Source organism: Chitinophaga varians, from assembly GCF_014529945.1.
GTDB lineage: Bacteria > Bacteroidota > Bacteroidia > Chitinophagales > Chitinophagaceae > Chitinophaga > Chitinophaga varians.
The window spans coordinates 658019-673826 of sequence record NZ_JACVFB010000001.1 but is presented as its reverse complement, the minus strand read 5'-3'; the positions used below and the strand labels follow the sequence as shown (position 1 = coordinate 673826).

Genomic DNA, 15808 nt, shown 5'->3' with positions numbered 1-15808 from the left:
AATTATTTTTTCAAAGTTCCGTTACTTTTCCATACGCTGGCGTATTCCCGCATAATTTCGGTGATACGTTTACCAATAACGGAATAGGATGCCGTGGGCAGATTGGCAAGCGATACGCGCACCGACCACTCAGGGCCATCGAAGCCGCCGCCATTGAGCAATACCACACCGGTCTTCTCCGCCAGCCGGAACAGGATATCTACCGGTTCAAAATGCTGTTGCAACCATTTAAAGAATTTATCACCATATACTTTCTCCGCCCACACCTGTATATCTATTTCAGAGTAATAACCGGCATTGAGCGGATCTTTTACCAGCGGTATTTCCAGTTCATCCCACAGGAGCTTCAGGCGTTTCTGTACCAGCACCTGTGTAAGCTGCTTGTATTTGTTTTTGGTGTCCAGCAGCGCGAAGGCGGCAAACAGCATCATCTGTGTCTGTTGCGGCAAAGACAGGCCCGCCGTATGATTGAGGGCTACCTGCCGACTGTCGGCCACCATGCGGTCAATGAATGTCAGCTTTTGCGGGTCCAGCGTGATGCTGCCGTAACGTTTGTTCAGTGCTTTGGTCGCCGTCGGGGAAAGCCGGCGGATATTATCATCGAACATATTTTTCCGATGTATAGCGATCACGCCTAAACGCCATCCGGTGCAACCGAAATATTTAGAGAAGGAATACACGCCGATAGTATTGTACGGAATGGCCGCCATCAGGGATTTGAAGCCGGGAACAAAGGTGCCGTACACATCGTCTGTCACCACCATCAGGTCAGGATTATCTTTCTTCACGATCCTGATGATCTTCTTCAGCGAATCGGGATGAATGGCAGAAGAGGGCGGGTTGCTGGGGTTCACGGTGAACAATATACGAATAGCGGGGTCTTTGAGCTTTTCCAGTTCGCTATCGGGGTATTGCCAGGTATGACGGCCCTCTTTGTTCATGGTATTGGATTTGATCTCCACCACCTCGAAGCTGTAACGCTCCAGTTCCGGTATCTCTATGTACGGGGTAAACACCGGCACCATCAACGCGATCTTGTCTCCTTTTTTGATCAGGTAATTCTGCATCAGCGAATCGAAGATGTAACACATGGCGGCCGTACCACCTTCCACCGCAAAGAGGTCGTACTTGCCGGGCGGCGGTTCGTTGTTGCACATCTCCTGAATAATATAGTCGTGCACGATAGGCTCCATGTGCGACAGCATCCTGTCTGGCACCGGGTATTGGTCGCCGATCACGCTTTCAGCCAGTTCATGTACCCAGGCATCGGCATCATAACCATGCTGCCTGAGGCCATATTTATAAGTCTTCTGCAACAGGTCTATTCCGGGCGCTGTTTTATTGATCGACAGAAACTTCTCGAATCTTTTGGCGATCCCTTTTTTGTCGGGGATGCCCGCCAGTCCCTCTGCATTGTCCATCACCCTTCTGCATTCCTCGATACCAAAGAGGCCCAGGGTAAAGAAGGCTTCGCGCGGCGTGGTAGCCACCCAGTTAGGGTTGCCCCTTCCGGCGTTCAGCATTACCGTAGCTGCCTGGCGGCTTTCATCCTGCGCAAGATTTATCAGGTTGTCTTTTAACTGGAAAGGGCTCAGGCTTTCCAGCATGTGTTCTCTTTTTCTGCTGGTTTTAATTTTTGTGAGGGCCATACAATAATGTTTTTGGGAGATCTCTGACTACTAACTAATATTGGGTTTCATCGCATCAGCATGACAATTACAACGCCCCAGATGATGAGAAGGGTATTACCCACCGCATAGGTGACAGTATAACCCAGGGCTGGCGTCTTACTGTCCACCGCATCCTGAATGGCGCCCAGCGCGGCGGTGGTAGTACGTGCGCCGGCGGTGCAACCAAGTATTAATGCAGGGTGGAATTTAAAGATATACTTGCCCATCAGCACACCAGCCAGCAGTGGTAAAGTAGTGGCGATGGCGCCCACCAGGAAAAGGCTGATACCTACCTGTTTGAAGCCATCCACAAAACCAGGTCCGGCAGTGATGCCCACTACAGCTATAAACATATTCAGTCCCACATTGTTCATCACCCACAAAGCGGGTGCAGGAATGCGGCCGAAAGTAGGATGCTGCGAGCGGAGCCAGCCAAACACCAATCCGATGATCAGTGCGCCGCCACTTGTACTCAGACTGATAGGCACGCCACCGATATGGACGGTCAGCACTCCTATCAAACCTCCTATCACAATGCCCAGCCCTACGAAAGTCATATCTGTTTTCTCCGTAGGCCTGTCAGCGTAGCCTATCTGCTGCGCAGCTTTGTCGACCTCTTTTTTAAGGCCTACCAGCTCCAGCACGTCCCCCCTTTCCAATACCGTGTCCGGCATGACCGGCACCTCAATATCAGCGGCTTTAATGCTGCGGATAAAGATACCATGCATATAAGGCTGCGTTCTCAGTTCACTCACCTTCATGCCGGCGATCGTTTTCTTTGCGACCAATATCTGTAAGGCTTCCGCCGGAAAATGTAGTAGTTCAGCGTCCTGTATCTCCGGGCCTATCAGGCCTCTTTCACCCATCAGGTCTTCGCGGCGGCCACTTAAAACGATCTTGTCTCCTTTATGGATGACCACGTCGGGTGCTGCATCGACCAGTTTATTTTGTTGCCGCAGCCGCTCTACGAACAGCCGGGCATGCGCTTCTGCCAGATGGGCTTCCAGCTGTTGCACGGTTTTACCATCAGCAAACCAGTCGGCCGTAACAGTGTAAGCGCGGAAGATCACCACCCTGTCGGCGGAGATCATGCCGGGTTGAGAGCTTTCATCACCGGCGCCCATGGAGGCTTCCAGCTCCTTACAGGCTTTCCTTACTTTGTCCAGCCCACCCAGCATGGCAGGTGCCAGACTGGCCAGCACCCAGGCAGATCCGGCCGTTCCGAAGATATAGGTCACTGCGTAGCATACCGGTATCGCGTTGTTATAATCCGCTTTCTGTGCGGCCGTCAGCGGCAGTCCGTTGATCGTATCCCCGGCCACCCCGATCACTGCGGAGATGGTCTGTGAGCCGGCCAGCAAACCCGCTGCCTGTCCCATGTTATATCCCATAAAACGCGCGCAGAGCCAGGGAAATATGAGACAGGTCAATAACATCAGCACGGCGAAGCCCATCTGCGGCAGCCCCGTTTTTTTCAGTCCGCGGAAGAACTGCGGCCCTACGCTATAACCTACGGCAAACAAAAACATCAGGAAAAAAACAGACTTCACGGTAGGTGAAATATCTATCTTCAGCTGCCCTACCAGCACGCCCACCAACAATACGGCGGTAACAGTCCCCAGACTGAAAGTTTTGATTTTTAACGGCCCAATGGCAAAGCCCAGTGCGATAGTGAGGAAGATAGCCAGTTCAGGGTATTGCTGCAATACATGAGTAATCCACTGCATAGATGGTCATTTTCGTTCGGGAAATAACGCTGTTACAGCACTTAAACAAGAGCTGCTTTATTTTTGTTCAATGACCATGAAAATGAAGGAGATAGCTATTGCTGATAATCGGGTAGCAGTTGTTCCACGTCTATCCATTCATAGTTATCTAAAACATGTACGTCCATCGCTGCCTGCACGTCGGCTACAAAGGCATTCGGCACCCAGCAATAAAGAACAGGATATCCCTTTCCAATCCTGTAGGCCTGATAAATCCAGGTATCAACTGGCGGCAGGTCATTAATATCCACATATCCGTTACTGGCTACTTCTGCTGCCCCATCCACTACCGTTACATAGATTTCGTGTGCCGCGATTTTGCCCTTCTGCTTCATCTCTTCCCACGTAACAGGCGAAATGTCTTTTCTGGCGGTCAAAGCGGCGAAAAGCAAACGGGGAAATTCTTCGCTGAGATAAGATGCTTCCAGATTGATCAACTTTGTTTTTCTGAATACCATCTGGTTGTCCCATTCCCCATCTGGATATTCTTTCATCAATGACTCCGTCCACGCAACAACTTCCAATAGTCGTCGCACAAATTGCTCCTGATGGACAGGTGTAAAGAGTGAAGGTCGAGGAGTATATGATACTGTAGGCATCGGTGCAGGCAGGTCAAGTGGTTCATCTCTTCTAAAAGCAGATGAAAAAAAATGCCGCCATAGCACCCCAACAATCATCGTTACCCCCATGATCGGGCATATCCAAAAATTAGGATCAAAATGTTTCACATAGTATAAGAGGCGTTCCATCCTGCAAAATTCAGATAAAAAGTGCGGAATTTTAGGATGCTACTACAACATTTTAATGACTAGCAGCCTTGTCTTTTTTACGATGTTCGTTTCTACGTAAAGTCACAAACACCGGATCACATAGCCGATAGGGCAACCCAAGCGATTTGGTATAACCGAAGAGCCTATAGAGCGTTCCCAGCTCCTGCTCAGTGTCTACCCATGGACCGTTTTTAAACCGTACTATAAACGGCACCACTACACTAAAATCCCCCTTCACGCTTAAGGAGGGAAATATCTTTACCCAATCCATTTCCATCAATATTCTCGCAGGCTCCCTGAAATACTCATACATACTATCGGAGATGTCTCCGGGTATATAACGAACTGTTTTCTCTCCCTTGGAGACGTCACACACCAGGACGAGTTCGAACGGCTGCCCCTTCTGCTGAAATGTTGTTGAAAAACGAGGCGCCTGGCTAATAGCCTTTTGGTATTCAAGGTATGCCGTACTATCCTGCGCTTTTGCGGCAAAAGGCATGGTCACAAAAAGCAAGAGAAAGCAAAGCTTATCCCATAAAGTTTTAGGTTGGAACATAAGTCTTATCGTTTAAAGAAGCCTACAAACACGATGTCTAATATCTTATAGGGTGGATCTACCTTGCCTGTGAATTCAAACAGCCTTCTGATAACTGCCTCCTCTTCTTCCCTTGTTATACCAGCGGCATTGGCAAACCGGAAGACCATAGGTATCACGATACTGAAATTGTTTCCCGTTTTGAGCTCCGGATATATTTCCTGCCACTTTGTTCTTTTAAGTACCCGCTCACATTCGACCAAACCGCTGATAACGCTGCTGCGGGTGTTCTCAGGGAAGTAACGTACCGTCTGCTTACCGTCGGAAATAGTATACACCATCGTCAACTCAAACGGTTGGCCAGATTCCACCGTACCGACAGGCATATGCGGGGCGAGAGAAAGATCCCGTACAAATACGTGGTAGGCGGCGCTGTCCACCTGTGCTCTTCCTACAAAAGGCATGATGATAAAAACAAAGAAAAAAAACAGGGTAACAAGGGGCTTTTTCAGCATATGCTACAAAATTTCGAGGTGAAGGGCTGAGGATTATGGTTGAAAATACTATTTTATACTGAAATTCTGTTGCGGTCAACGCGATTATTATGCCGTACCCCGCAACGGGAGGCGTTTGCAAGATGGGGCATACTGTTCCTGTGGGGCTACGCAACAACACTACTACCAGCAAAGGCTTGCAGATAGCGCTCGTTCGCAGGTAGGCGTAGTCGACCGGATTACCGGAGGATAACGGCCGTTATGAATTATTCGTTTAAAAACAGCTGACTATTGCTGCATCACTTTATCAAGATAGATAGTGAAGACACCTGACACCTTCACTTTTTTAGCGCCACAGAGGTCCGGATTGTACATCGGCATGCGGCCGCTATTCGCAATTCCCTCCTTTACGCAGTCGTCAGACTGGTTATCAGGCCCATAGGCTGCGTTATATCTAAAATGTCCTTTTAACTTCAACAGGTTCGCGGTATCCCTTACCTCCGTTAAAGTCAGGTAGGTCCTACTATTGCTGCCATTAATGTCTGTTTCGTAGTAGAGGAAATAGAACTGGCCGGAGTAGCTGGTTTGACTGTTGCCGTTTTGGACCGTCACCGAACCGGTGGCTGTCCCTGTCTGTTCCATGCCGGCTTGCAGGTCCAGCTTCATCAGACCGGTGGAGGCATCGGTTTTGGTGTTGCCACCGGCGCCCGCCACAAAACCACCCACGCCAAATCCCTCCAGCGAAGTTTTGGTAAACTTCAGCAGGGCCACTTCCACATCTCTGCCCCGGGCTTCGATTTTCTGGTTAACCTCTCCTTCTATGGAAACGGAGATGCTGTTCAGGTCAGCAGGATCGGTATCCTTTGATGTCTCTTTATCTGATTTGCTACAGGCGGCCATCGCGCAGGCCATCAGCGGTAGATAGATTTTTCTGTAAAACATGGTACGCAAAGGTAATATTCTTTCGCCACCCTTCCAACCGGGCAATGATAATCATAACATAACCTGCCCCTTCTTTTAATTTGTCTTGTCCCATCCTATTTTTGATGGTCAGAAACAGTGCACCCGATATGACTATGCTACTCCATAAAGCTGAACTTGCGGCATTCGATAGTATCTACAGCCAGTATCATCAGGCTGTGTTCATGAATATCTGTAAGCTGGTGCCCCAGCAGGAAGTGGCTGAAGACATCCTGCAAGATGTGTTCCTGGCATTGTGGAACAACCGCCACAAGCTGGAACTCACCGACGATGTGGCACGCTGGCTGTTTGTAGTGAGCTATAATAAATCTATTCAATACCTGAAAAACGCGGCCAAAGAAAAGACCATCCTGGCCGCCCACCCAGAACAGCCTGTATCTACAGACGATGACAACTTTGCTGTCCTGAAAGAGCTGCAACTCCACCTGATCAGCGACGCCATAGAAAAATTGTCCCCCAGAAAAAAAATGATCTTCCGGCTTTGCCGGCTGGAAGGCAAGTCGCTCCAGGAAGCGGCTTCCATCCTGGGCATTTCCCATCATACCGCTAAAGAATACCTTAAGGCATCCTCCGCCTTTATTAAAACGTATATCGCTGCCCAACAGGTAACCATACCGGTGGCGGGTTTGCTGCTTCTCAGCACTTACTTTCAATATTGATTTCCATTCGTTAATAATTTGGTAACATATCCTCCTCCCCCCTTTTTGCTCCTTGTTGAGTTTTTATAGATGAAGACATGGAACAATTCTACTTACTATTAGAGAAATTCAAAAAAGGGCAGGCCGATGCCGCGGACATTACATTACTGGAAACATGGATGCAGCAGGGTGCAGACGAGTCCCTGAAAGCAGCCATGCTGGAAGCGTATCTGCAAAGCATCGCGGAGAAGAAACAGGTGTTGTCTGCGGATAAAACCGCTGCCATACTGGACCGGCTACACGCCGCCATAGAAGCGAACGCCGTAGCGCCTGCGCGGAAACGGCCGCTGAGCGCGGTACTGCTTCCACTGTCTGTCGCCGCCGCAGTATTGGTGCTGATCGGAACCGTCTATCTGAAATACCAGGTGGACTCCGCCCACGAAAAGGCAGCAACAGCAGCAGTCGCCAGTCGACAGATCACCAACGGTGGCAACGATATCAAAACGCTGGTCCTGGCCGACGGCTCTGTCATCCATCTGGCGCCCGGCAGTACGCTGACATGGAAAGACAGCACCCTGAAAATGCAGCGCCGGCTCACCTTACAGGGGAAAGCGGAATTTATCGTGCAGGCAGATACAAAAAGGCCTTTCTTCGTGGAAGCCGCCGGCATAACCGTTACCGCACTGGGTACTACTTTTACGGTGAACACACTGGAAGCTGATCATCTGTCCGTGAAACTGTCATCAGGCAAAGTACAAATACACACCACAGATAACAACGAGGATGTTTACTTGTTACCGGGAGAAGCATATGCCATCAATACCATCACCCGGTCATTCGATATCAGCAAGTCCGGCAATGCCGGAAAAGCAGCTGTCAGCAAGGCGCCGGAAGTCAACAACGTCGTGCTTTCCTTCAACAACGAGCCGCTCGACCAGGCCCTTCATACCCTGGGAGCACATTTTAAAACAACCGTATGTTTTCAGCAGGAAGATGTCAGTGCATTGTATTTCACCGGAAAAGTGTTGAAGAAAGATTCCCTGAAAAGCATTCTGGCAGCGATATGCGCCATGAATCAGCTGGAACTCAGGGCTACAGGCGATAGCATCATTATCAGCAAATAAAAAACCGAACAGCCGTTTTTACCAATTTGACACATGCTGCAGCATGTGCAGGGCTGCTCATTCTTAAAAAATCGTACAAATACATTATCATATGATCAGACTTTTAAGAAGGTACTCCCGTATTCTTTTATTGCTGCTATGTGCCCTGCACACCTATGCACAGGAAGCCGGCAAACCCGTTCTGGTGAAAGGAAGTGTGGTAAGCGAAAACGGTGAACCGCTTATCGGTGTATCCATTACCGTTAAACAACGGAACGGTAAGGAAACCTACAACGCCTCCACCAACGACCGCGGCGTATTTCAGCTGCAGGGCCTTAAAGCAGGCTCCCGGTATGATTTTGCTTTCAGCTTTATCGGTTATGAAACCAACCGCGTAGATGGTTTTACGGTAAAAGCAGGAGAAGGCAACCTGCTGCTGGTACGAATGAAGGAATCCAGCCACGGCCTGAACGAGCTGGTGGTAGTGGGTTATGGCAGCCGCACCAGAAAAGAGCTGACCGGCGCAGTAGCCTCTGTCCGCTCCGCCGATCTGATGCAGCAGCCGGTCACTTCCTTCGATCAGGCCCTGGCCGGTAAGATGGCCGGCATACAGGTGATGCAGACCAACGGCGCTCCCGGCGGCAACGTATCTATCCGTGTACGCGGCGTAGGTTCCATCAGCGCCGGTAATAATCCCCTGTTCGTCATAGACGGCATGCCGGTCACCAATGACACCCGCAATGCTTCTCCGGGCGTGAACAGCTATCAGCAACCGGCCAATCCGCTCGCCTCCATCAATATCAATGATATCGCCTCCATTGACGTATTAAAAGACGCCGCATCAGCGGCCATATATGGCTCCAGAGGTTCCACCGGCGTAGTACTCATTCGTACTAAAAAAGGTACCGCCGGCAAACTGACCGTCAACTATGATGCGAATTACGGCATCCAAAACGTCAACAAACATGTGGATGTGCTGAACGCCTACGACTATGCCAAACTGGTATACGACGGTCATAACAACGCCTATCTGGACGCGGTGCCGGGTGGCAAACCAACAGATCCTAACAGTGTACGCCCCAGAAATCCGTCTACCTGGGTACCTCCGCAGGTATTGCCTTATCTGGCCGGTCAGCAGGGACTCACCAATACCGACTGGCAGAAAGAAATCTTCCGCCAGGCGCCCATGCAAAGTCATACCGTCAGCATCTACGGCGGCAGTGACAACCTGTCTTATTATTTCTCCGGTAACTACCTCAATCAGGATGGTATCGTGATCAACAACAACTACAAACGTTATTCCAGCCGATTCCGGATTGACGGTGGCAGTAAGCGGTTCCGCTTTGGCGTGAATATGAACCCTTCCTTTACCGACAACCACCTCGTCAATGCAGAAGGCCCCTGGTTTGCGCCCAACTCCGGCGTGGTGGCACTCGCGCTGGGATATGCGCCCATCTTCCCGGTACGCAACCCCGACGGCACCTTTGCTGATTCCGTCAACGTGTGGGGCTATGGACAAACCAACCAGCTGAACCCCGTAGCGGTAGCCAGCCTGATCAAAGACCGTATGAAGAACTTCCGCCTGATGGCCAATGCCTATATGGAATACGAAATACTCAGCGGCCTGAAATACAAAATTTCCGCCGGAACAGACATCAATACTTTCCGCCGGGACTACTACCGCCCTTCCACCCTCCCGATCCCTTCCGGCACGCTGCCTTCCGTAGCCACCGGTTTCTCTAACACCGACCAATACACGAACTGGCTGATAGAACATACCGTCTCCTATGCGAAGAGCTTCGGAAAACATAAAATAGACGCACTCGCCGGCTTCACCGCCCAGAAAGAAAACCAGGAGCACAATACGCTGACCGCCATCAATTTCCCGACAGACATCGTGACCACGCTCAATGCCGGTCAAATCAATGCCGGCGCCTCCTCACAGGAACAATGGAGCCTGAACTCCTGGCTGGCAAGGGTGCAATACAGCTACGGCGATAAATACTTTGTCACCGGTTCCGTGAGAAGAGACGGCTCCTCCCGTTTCGGCATCAACAAAAAATGGGCTTCCTTCCCGGCTATCTCAGCAGCATGGCAGGTATCCAACGAACCGTTTTTTAAAAGCGTGAATGTCATCAGTTCCCTGAAAATCAGGAGCAGCTATGGTCTCACCGGTAACTTCCAGATACCCAACTATGGTTCGCTGGCGCAGCTGGCCAACTATAACGGCACCAACGCCACCAACAGCAACTATATCCTCGGCAATCAGACGCTGGTGAACGGTGTATCGGTGGTAACGCCCGCCAATCCGGACCTTACCTGGGAAAGCACCGCCAGCTTCGATGCCGGCGTGGAAATAGGACTCTTTAAAGATGTCCTGAACCTGACCGTTGATTACTACAACTCCAATACCACCAAGCTATTGCTGAATCTCCCCGTACCGGGCATCTCGGGGTTCAGCACCTATCTGCAAAACATCGGTGCGCTGAACAACCGCGGCGTGGAAATAACCTTATCCTACAATAAGAAACTAGGCAAAGACTGGTCGCTGGAAGGCAACGCCAACATCGCCTTCAACAAAAACAAAGTTACCCGCCTGGGCCCCTCCGGCGCGCCTATCATCGCTACCGGTGGCACCGGCAACGCCTATTTCATCACTAAAATCGGCGAAACAATCGGTTCCTATTATCTGTACGTGACTGATGGCATCTACCGCGACAAAGCTGATCTGGACGGCTCCGCCAAAACCAGCAACCCTACTTATGTAGGCGATCTTAAATTCAGGGACATCAACAGCGATGGTAAGATTGATGCTAACGACCGGGCCATTGTCGGCAGCTTCCAGCCTAAGTACATCTTCGGTTTCAGTAACACCGTACGCTACAAACAGCTGGACTTCAGTTTTTCGATACAGGGCAGTCAGGGTAATAAAATCCTCAATCTCTTCCGACGCTACATCGCCAATGTGGAAGGTAACTTCAACAACCTGAGCTTCGTCAAAGACCATTACGTGTCTCCGGACAATATCGGTAACGGCTATATCAACAGACCTAACCGCCTCGCCACCGGTGGCAACGGTATCACCTCCTCCTGGCATGTGGAAGACGGTTCTTTCGTAAGGGTACGGAACATCGCGCTGGGATACAATTTCCCATCCTCTCTGCTGGGCCGTGTCCATCTCTCTGCCGCAAGAATATACGGTGCGGTACAGAACCCGTTCACCTTTACCAACTACTCCCTGTTCAATCCGGAGATCAGCAACCGTACCGATAATGCGTTGACTGCCGGGGAGGACTATGGCTCCTATCCCCTTGCACGCACGTATTCTCTTGGTCTTAACATCACCTTTTAACGAATGATCATGAAAAAGCACTTATTATATTTGCCAGCACTGCTATTCCTGCTGAGCGCCTGTGGTAAAGACTTCCTGAACCTGACGCCGCCGTCGGCCATCTCCCCGGGCACCTTCTTCAAAACACAGGACGATGCCATCACCGCCGTGAACGGATGTTACGAATCCCTCGCACTGAGCAGTCAATATGGCAACACCTTTCAGGTATTGATGGAAGCCAGGGCCGACAATTTCACCGATCAGGACCCGTCCTCCAATGCCGGCCAGAACTATCAGATCAACCGGTATTCCGATAACCCCGGCAATACTAACTTCTACAACACCTGGGTGGGCGTATACAATGGTATTTTCCGTTGCAACACCCTACTGGGCAATATCGACGGTATCAAAATGGATGAACAGCTGAAAAACCGTATCAAAGCGGAAGCGAGGTTTATCCGCGCACTGGACTACTTCAACCTGGTGCGGCTCTGGGGAGGCATACCTGTACTGACTACCGTAGTAGACCCCATCAGTGCCGTAAACCTGAAAAGAGATGAGGTGGCTGCCGCCTATAAGCTGATAGAAGAAGATCTTACATTTGCCGCGGCCAACCTGCCCAACACCTATCCGGCCAACGATCTGGGACGCATTACCGCCGGCGCCGCCAAAGGGCTGTTGGGTAAAGTATATCTCTACGAAAAGAAATACGGTAACGCACAAACGGTATTACAGGATGTCATCGACTCCAAAGTATTTTCCCTGCTGCCTAATGTAGCAGACGTATTCAATACCGGCAACAAGTACAACGCGGAGATCGTATTCGCGGTCCGCTACGCCAAAGGCGTCGCCAATCAGGACCACGGCTTCTGGTACGCTAATTCACAGGTGATCACCGTCGACACCACCCTGACAAATGCCTACGACGCCAACGATCTGCGCAAACCGCTCGTAGACCCGGTAAAACCAACCGGCAACGCTAATATCATGCCGCGCAAGTTCCTCGATCAGCCGGTAAACGGCAACGCCGGCAACGACTTCCCCGTGCTGCGCTTCGCGGACATCCTCCTGCTGCAGGCAGAAGTACTAAACGAGCAGGGCTACATTGCCAATGGCAATGCGTTTACTTACCTCAACAACGTGCGTACCCGCTCCGGCCTGACAGCCCTCACCGCCACTGACTTACCCGACCAGGCCAGTTTCCGCGCAGAAGTGTATAAACAGCGCCGGCTGGAGCTGCCTTTCGAATGCGATCGTTGGTTTGATCTGGTACGCACCAACAGAGCTATCTCCGAAGTACTGGCGAATAAAAAAGTGAATTTGCCGGCGTTTCGGTTGTTGTATCCGATACCGCAGCAGGAGATAGATATCATGGGATTTGCACAGAATCCGGGGTATTAGTGGATAGATATTAAAAGGAAAGGGCCTTAGCGATGATGATTGATCGCTAAGGCCTTTATCATGTTGTGTTATCTGCCTTCTTTTACCCCGTCAGGTATTAATTTTGTCTCGTTATAAGTACCCGTTGTATCTAAGGTAATCTTATATCCAAACACTTCTTCATCCATGTGTTTTGTAAATACCATGCTTTTTGACGGCCCGAGTGTCTTCAGGATAATGTCGTGGTCTTTAAGGGTTACGTCCAGAACAGTCCATGTTGCTTTAAAGATCTCTTTTCTATTACCGTTTTTTTCCACCACTACCAGGTCGGGGCTATTGTTGGTGAGGTGACTATAATAAAACCACTTTATCGAGATGTCTTGATTGTCAATTTGTTTTCGTACAAATTTAGGTTCCTCGAAACTACAGCTTAAAAGAAAACTGAACAGCGGTATAAATAAAACTATCTTCATGTGCAAACAATGTTAATCTTGCTTCTTTACTCCCCGGGCTGACTTATCGCTATCCAATATCGGATACACTCTCCAAACATATTGATGATTGGCGCCGGCATAGTTCAGAAAAAAATCTCGCCCACCATATCGTATTCGCCAATAAGCAGTACCCCCTTTTCTCTTAAACCCCGCCGACACAGAAACTGTTTCAACCGGAATGATGCTCACGGAATCTTCTATCAGCACCAAAGTATCCTTCACCGGATAATAATTACCGATAATATATTTTTGACCAATAGATGAAAAGTTCTCTCCCCATTCATTCACACGCAGTATATATCCATTCTTCCTTACCTTTTTGGAGAAAAAATTATTCCCGCGAATATTTTTTTCCGGGAAGAAATACTCCCGGTTATTGTAATACATCAAATATCCTGTACAAACGTGTAATACGTTATGCTTAGGTACGAACAGAGCATAGTTACAGGAATATAAAAACAGGATCATCACCGGAATCAAAAAATTCAATTTCCGCATATTTGTCGCTTAAGTAACAACGTCGGATTTCAGTATTTACACACTTCCCCTTTTAACCGCCAGCAACTCAAATTTCTTGCTGGAACAATTGTATCGGAACTCGATCCCATATCCTCCACTGTTGCCGTAATTCAGCCCTTTCGAACTTTTTGTCACGCCAAAGGGAATTATATCGATAAAGAACACCCCTCCCTCCATGCGCAGGGGAATTATTCTGATCACCGTTAGCGACGTCTCCTTTTTCAATCTATTCTTAATAGCTGAATAATTAAGTATCTCGATATCAAAAGCCCCCATTCGCCTGGGAATACTTTTCGTTGTTATATTATCTTCCTCCACCAGCAATGTTTCCCTATGCCCTTCGGGAGCGCCGGAGCAGTACTGAAGAAATGCCTGATAATAGATATTTGTTGAGTCTTTCGACTCTGTATTGGTCGCAACCTGGCCGGATACTGTTATACAGCCAAACAGCAGGCATAAGGCAGTAGTGTATATTTTTTTCATGATGTTAGTGGTTCTGCGGGAACAATACGTCGCAGGAAATGAATGTATACAATATTCCACAAATGGAACAATATTATAAAAGCCTTAGCGATCCATTGATCATCGCTAAGGCTTTTGTTTTTGTCTTCCGGACTGCAGTATTAATTATTTATATCCCGGATTCTGCACCAAATTCGGGTTAGCGTCCAGCTGGGCTTGCGGGATAGGGAACAGTTTCCTGAATTCGGCATCGGCCGGGTGGAACTGCCATTCACTGTTCCATTTGCCGAACCGGATGAGGTCTTGCCGGCGGCAACCTTCCCAGATAAATTCCCGGCCTCTTTCGGCCAGCATATTATCAAGTGTCAGCGTCAGCAATGGTTTGGCCACGGCGAAGTTGCGGGCCCGCACTTCGTTCACCAACGCCAGGGCCGGTGCAGCCTGGCCGGTACGCAGCAGGCATTCTGCTTTCAGCAGGAGGGCATCGGCGTAGCGGAAAATCACGAGATCGTTGTCCTGGTCAGCGTAGGGCGTGTTCTTCTCTATCTCATATTTAACGATACGTACACCTTCTGTTTGGGTGGCGTTGGCCAGATCATTAATCTCCGGTGTAAAGATGAGGGGAGCACCCTGTTCGGTCTTCAGCGGCGTACCATCCTGCGCATACTGTTGACCAACGAGGAACATGGTTTTACGTTTGTCGTCATTGTCATAGGATTCATAATGCGCTTTCAGTGTACACCATCCGTTCCATGGGGCGCTGGGCAGTCCGTAGGTATAGCGGTTGTTGTAATGCAGCGTCAGATAATGCAGCATCATACCTTTGGCATTGATAGCGTCGTAGGGTACCACAAAGATGTTCTCTTTGGAGGATTCGTTGTGGGTGGAGAAATTAGCGAAATAGTCCGCCTCGAGCTGGTAGCCTTGTTTGGTAACGGAGTCGCACATACGGATACAGTCGTTCCAGCGTGGCGTTCCCGTATATACTTCCGCGTTGGCATATAGTCGGGCGAGCAGCATGAAGCCCATCCCTTTGGTGACTTTACCGTAGTTTTTAGTGTTCAGTTCTGCGGGCAACGCCTGGATATTGTCCAGGATCTCTTTTTCAATGAATGTAAAGGCCTGCGCCCGGGGCGTATTTTTAGGCGGCTCTGCCTGGCTGAAGGAAGTCACAATGGGAATGTTACCGAAAGCGTCCATGGCCAGATAAAAATGAAAGGCACGCAGCACTTTCATCTGTGCTTTGATCTGGTCTTTGGTAGGTAGCTGCAGCGTGGACTGGTCCAGCTTTTGCAGGATGGCGTTGACCGGGTTGACACCATTTTGGTAGATGCTGTTCCACATGTCATTGATATACTGATGGGTTACCGGAAACTGGTGACTGATCAGTACGCGCCACAGGCCACCTTCGTTCCAGTCGGCGCCGCGGGAAGGCACGGTGGTTTCGTCGGTGGTGACTTCATTCATTTTCCAATAGGCGTCGCGGTAGCTGCGCATATTGGCATAAGCGCCGTTGGCGAAGGCGTTGAGCTCATCTTCTGTTTTGAGGAAGTTGTCGTCTGTACCACGGTCATAGAACGTTTCATCCAGCTTGGTACAGCTGAAAACGGAACAGGCCATGCCTGCCAGTAAGGTATATTTTAAGATACTTGTTTTCATGATCAT

At 49.6% G+C, this 15808-nt stretch carries 14 protein-coding genes; 4 read left to right on the top strand and 10 right to left on the bottom strand.

Going from position 1 to position 15808, the window contains the following annotated elements:
* Positions 1-2 precede the first annotated feature (2 nt).
* The 6 genes from aspD to ICL55_RS02645 form a co-directional block, all read right to left on the bottom strand.
* Positions 3-1649: an aspartate 4-decarboxylase gene (aspD, locus tag ICL55_RS02670; protein ID WP_188094491.1), complete on the bottom strand. Its 1647-nt coding sequence runs from the start codon at positions 1647-1649 to the stop codon at positions 3-5.
* 47 nt (positions 1650-1696) lie between these two features.
* Positions 1697-3397 carry an aspartate-alanine antiporter gene (gene aspT, locus ICL55_RS02665; RefSeq protein WP_188094490.1) on the bottom strand — a complete coding sequence of 567 codons (1701 nt, stop codon included), beginning with the start codon at positions 3395-3397 and terminating at the stop codon, positions 1697-1699.
* A gap of 95 nt (positions 3398-3492) precedes the next feature.
* A complete protein-coding gene (locus tag ICL55_RS02660; protein ID WP_188094489.1) occupies positions 3493-3930 on the bottom strand; it encodes a hypothetical protein in 438 nt (145 codons plus the stop codon).
* A gap of 307 nt (positions 3931-4237) precedes the next feature.
* Complete coding sequence (locus tag ICL55_RS02655) at positions 4238-4762, bottom strand: hypothetical protein (RefSeq protein ID WP_188094488.1); 525 nt, start codon at positions 4760-4762, stop codon at positions 4238-4240.
* 5 nt (positions 4763-4767) lie between these two features.
* Positions 4768-5256 carry a hypothetical protein gene (locus ICL55_RS02650; RefSeq protein ID WP_188094487.1) on the bottom strand — a complete coding sequence of 163 codons (489 nt, stop codon included), beginning with the start codon at positions 5254-5256 and terminating at the stop codon, positions 4768-4770.
* A gap of 267 nt (positions 5257-5523) precedes the next feature.
* Entirely contained in the window at positions 5524-6177 is a 654-nt protein-coding gene (locus ICL55_RS02645) for a hypothetical protein (protein ID WP_188094486.1), read from the bottom strand.
* 128 nt (positions 6178-6305) lie between these two features.
* On the opposite strand from ICL55_RS02645, the gene ICL55_RS02640 reads away from it, so the two are divergent.
* The 4 genes from ICL55_RS02640 to ICL55_RS02625 all read left to right on the top strand — a co-directional run bounded on the left by ICL55_RS02640 (position 6306) and on the right by ICL55_RS02625 (position 12689).
* The gene (locus ICL55_RS02640) at positions 6306-6875 is read left to right on the top strand and encodes an RNA polymerase sigma factor (protein WP_188094485.1); all 570 of its coding nucleotides are present in this window, start codon (positions 6306-6308) and stop codon (positions 6873-6875) included.
* Between the two features lie 77 nt (positions 6876-6952).
* Positions 6953-7978: a FecR family protein gene (locus ICL55_RS02635; protein ID WP_188094484.1), complete on the top strand. Its 1026-nt coding sequence runs from the start codon at positions 6953-6955 to the stop codon at positions 7976-7978.
* Positions 7979-8069: 91 nt separating this feature from the next.
* The gene (locus ICL55_RS02630; protein ID WP_188094483.1) at positions 8070-11309 is read left to right on the top strand and encodes a SusC/RagA family TonB-linked outer membrane protein; all 3240 of its coding nucleotides are present in this window, start codon (positions 8070-8072) and stop codon (positions 11307-11309) included.
* Positions 11310-11318: 9 nt separating this feature from the next.
* Positions 11319-12689, top strand: a complete 1371-nt coding sequence (locus ICL55_RS02625) for a RagB/SusD family nutrient uptake outer membrane protein (RefSeq protein ID WP_188094482.1) — start codon at positions 11319-11321, stop codon at positions 12687-12689.
* A 68-nt stretch (positions 12690-12757) separates the two neighbouring features.
* Here ICL55_RS02625 and ICL55_RS02620 read toward each other — a convergent pair whose 3' ends face one another.
* The 4 genes from ICL55_RS02620 to ICL55_RS02605 form a co-directional block, all read right to left on the bottom strand.
* Positions 12758-13141 carry a hypothetical protein gene (locus ICL55_RS02620; protein ID WP_188094481.1) on the bottom strand — a complete coding sequence of 128 codons (384 nt, stop codon included), beginning with the start codon at positions 13139-13141 and terminating at the stop codon, positions 12758-12760.
* 12 nt (positions 13142-13153) lie between these two features.
* Entirely contained in the window at positions 13154-13660 is a 507-nt protein-coding gene (locus ICL55_RS02615; protein ID WP_188094480.1) for a hypothetical protein, read from the bottom strand.
* A gap of 36 nt (positions 13661-13696) precedes the next feature.
* A complete protein-coding gene (locus tag ICL55_RS02610) occupies positions 13697-14164 on the bottom strand; it encodes a hypothetical protein (RefSeq protein WP_188094479.1) in 468 nt (155 codons plus the stop codon).
* Positions 14165-14308: 144 nt separating this feature from the next.
* Entirely contained in the window at positions 14309-15802 is a 1494-nt protein-coding gene (locus ICL55_RS02605) for a RagB/SusD family nutrient uptake outer membrane protein (RefSeq protein WP_188094478.1), read from the bottom strand.
* Positions 15803-15808 lie beyond the last annotated feature (6 nt).

Coding starts and splice junctions, on each gene's coding strand:
- aspD (WP_188094491.1), bottom strand. CDS start 1,649: ATGGCCCTCACAAAAATTAAAACCAGCAGAAAAAGAGAACACATGCTG.
- aspT (WP_188094490.1), bottom strand. CDS start 3,397: ATGCAGTGGATTACTCATGTATTGCAGCAATACCCTGAACTGGCTATC.
- ICL55_RS02660 (WP_188094489.1), bottom strand. CDS start 3,930: ATGAAAGAATATCCAGATGGGGAATGGGACAACCAGATGGTATTCAGA.
- ICL55_RS02655 (WP_188094488.1), bottom strand. CDS start 4,762: ATGTTCCAACCTAAAACTTTATGGGATAAGCTTTGCTTTCTCTTGCTT.
- ICL55_RS02650 (WP_188094487.1), bottom strand. CDS start 5,256: ATGCTGAAAAAGCCCCTTGTTACCCTGTTTTTTTTCTTTGTTTTTATC.
- ICL55_RS02645 (WP_188094486.1), bottom strand. CDS start 6,177: ATGTTTTACAGAAAAATCTATCTACCGCTGATGGCCTGCGCGATGGCC.
- ICL55_RS02640 (WP_188094485.1), top strand. CDS start 6,306: ATGACTATGCTACTCCATAAAGCTGAACTTGCGGCATTCGATAGTATC.
- ICL55_RS02635 (WP_188094484.1), top strand. CDS start 6,953: ATGGAACAATTCTACTTACTATTAGAGAAATTCAAAAAAGGGCAGGCC.
- ICL55_RS02630 (WP_188094483.1), top strand. CDS start 8,070: ATGATCAGACTTTTAAGAAGGTACTCCCGTATTCTTTTATTGCTGCTA.
- ICL55_RS02625 (WP_188094482.1), top strand. CDS start 11,319: ATGAAAAAGCACTTATTATATTTGCCAGCACTGCTATTCCTGCTGAGC.
- ICL55_RS02620 (WP_188094481.1), bottom strand. CDS start 13,141: ATGAAGATAGTTTTATTTATACCGCTGTTCAGTTTTCTTTTAAGCTGT.
- ICL55_RS02615 (WP_188094480.1), bottom strand. CDS start 13,660: ATGCGGAAATTGAATTTTTTGATTCCGGTGATGATCCTGTTTTTATAT.
- ICL55_RS02610 (WP_188094479.1), bottom strand. CDS start 14,164: ATGAAAAAAATATACACTACTGCCTTATGCCTGCTGTTTGGCTGTATA.
- ICL55_RS02605 (WP_188094478.1), bottom strand. CDS start 15,802: ATGAAAACAAGTATCTTAAAATATACCTTACTGGCAGGCATGGCCTGT.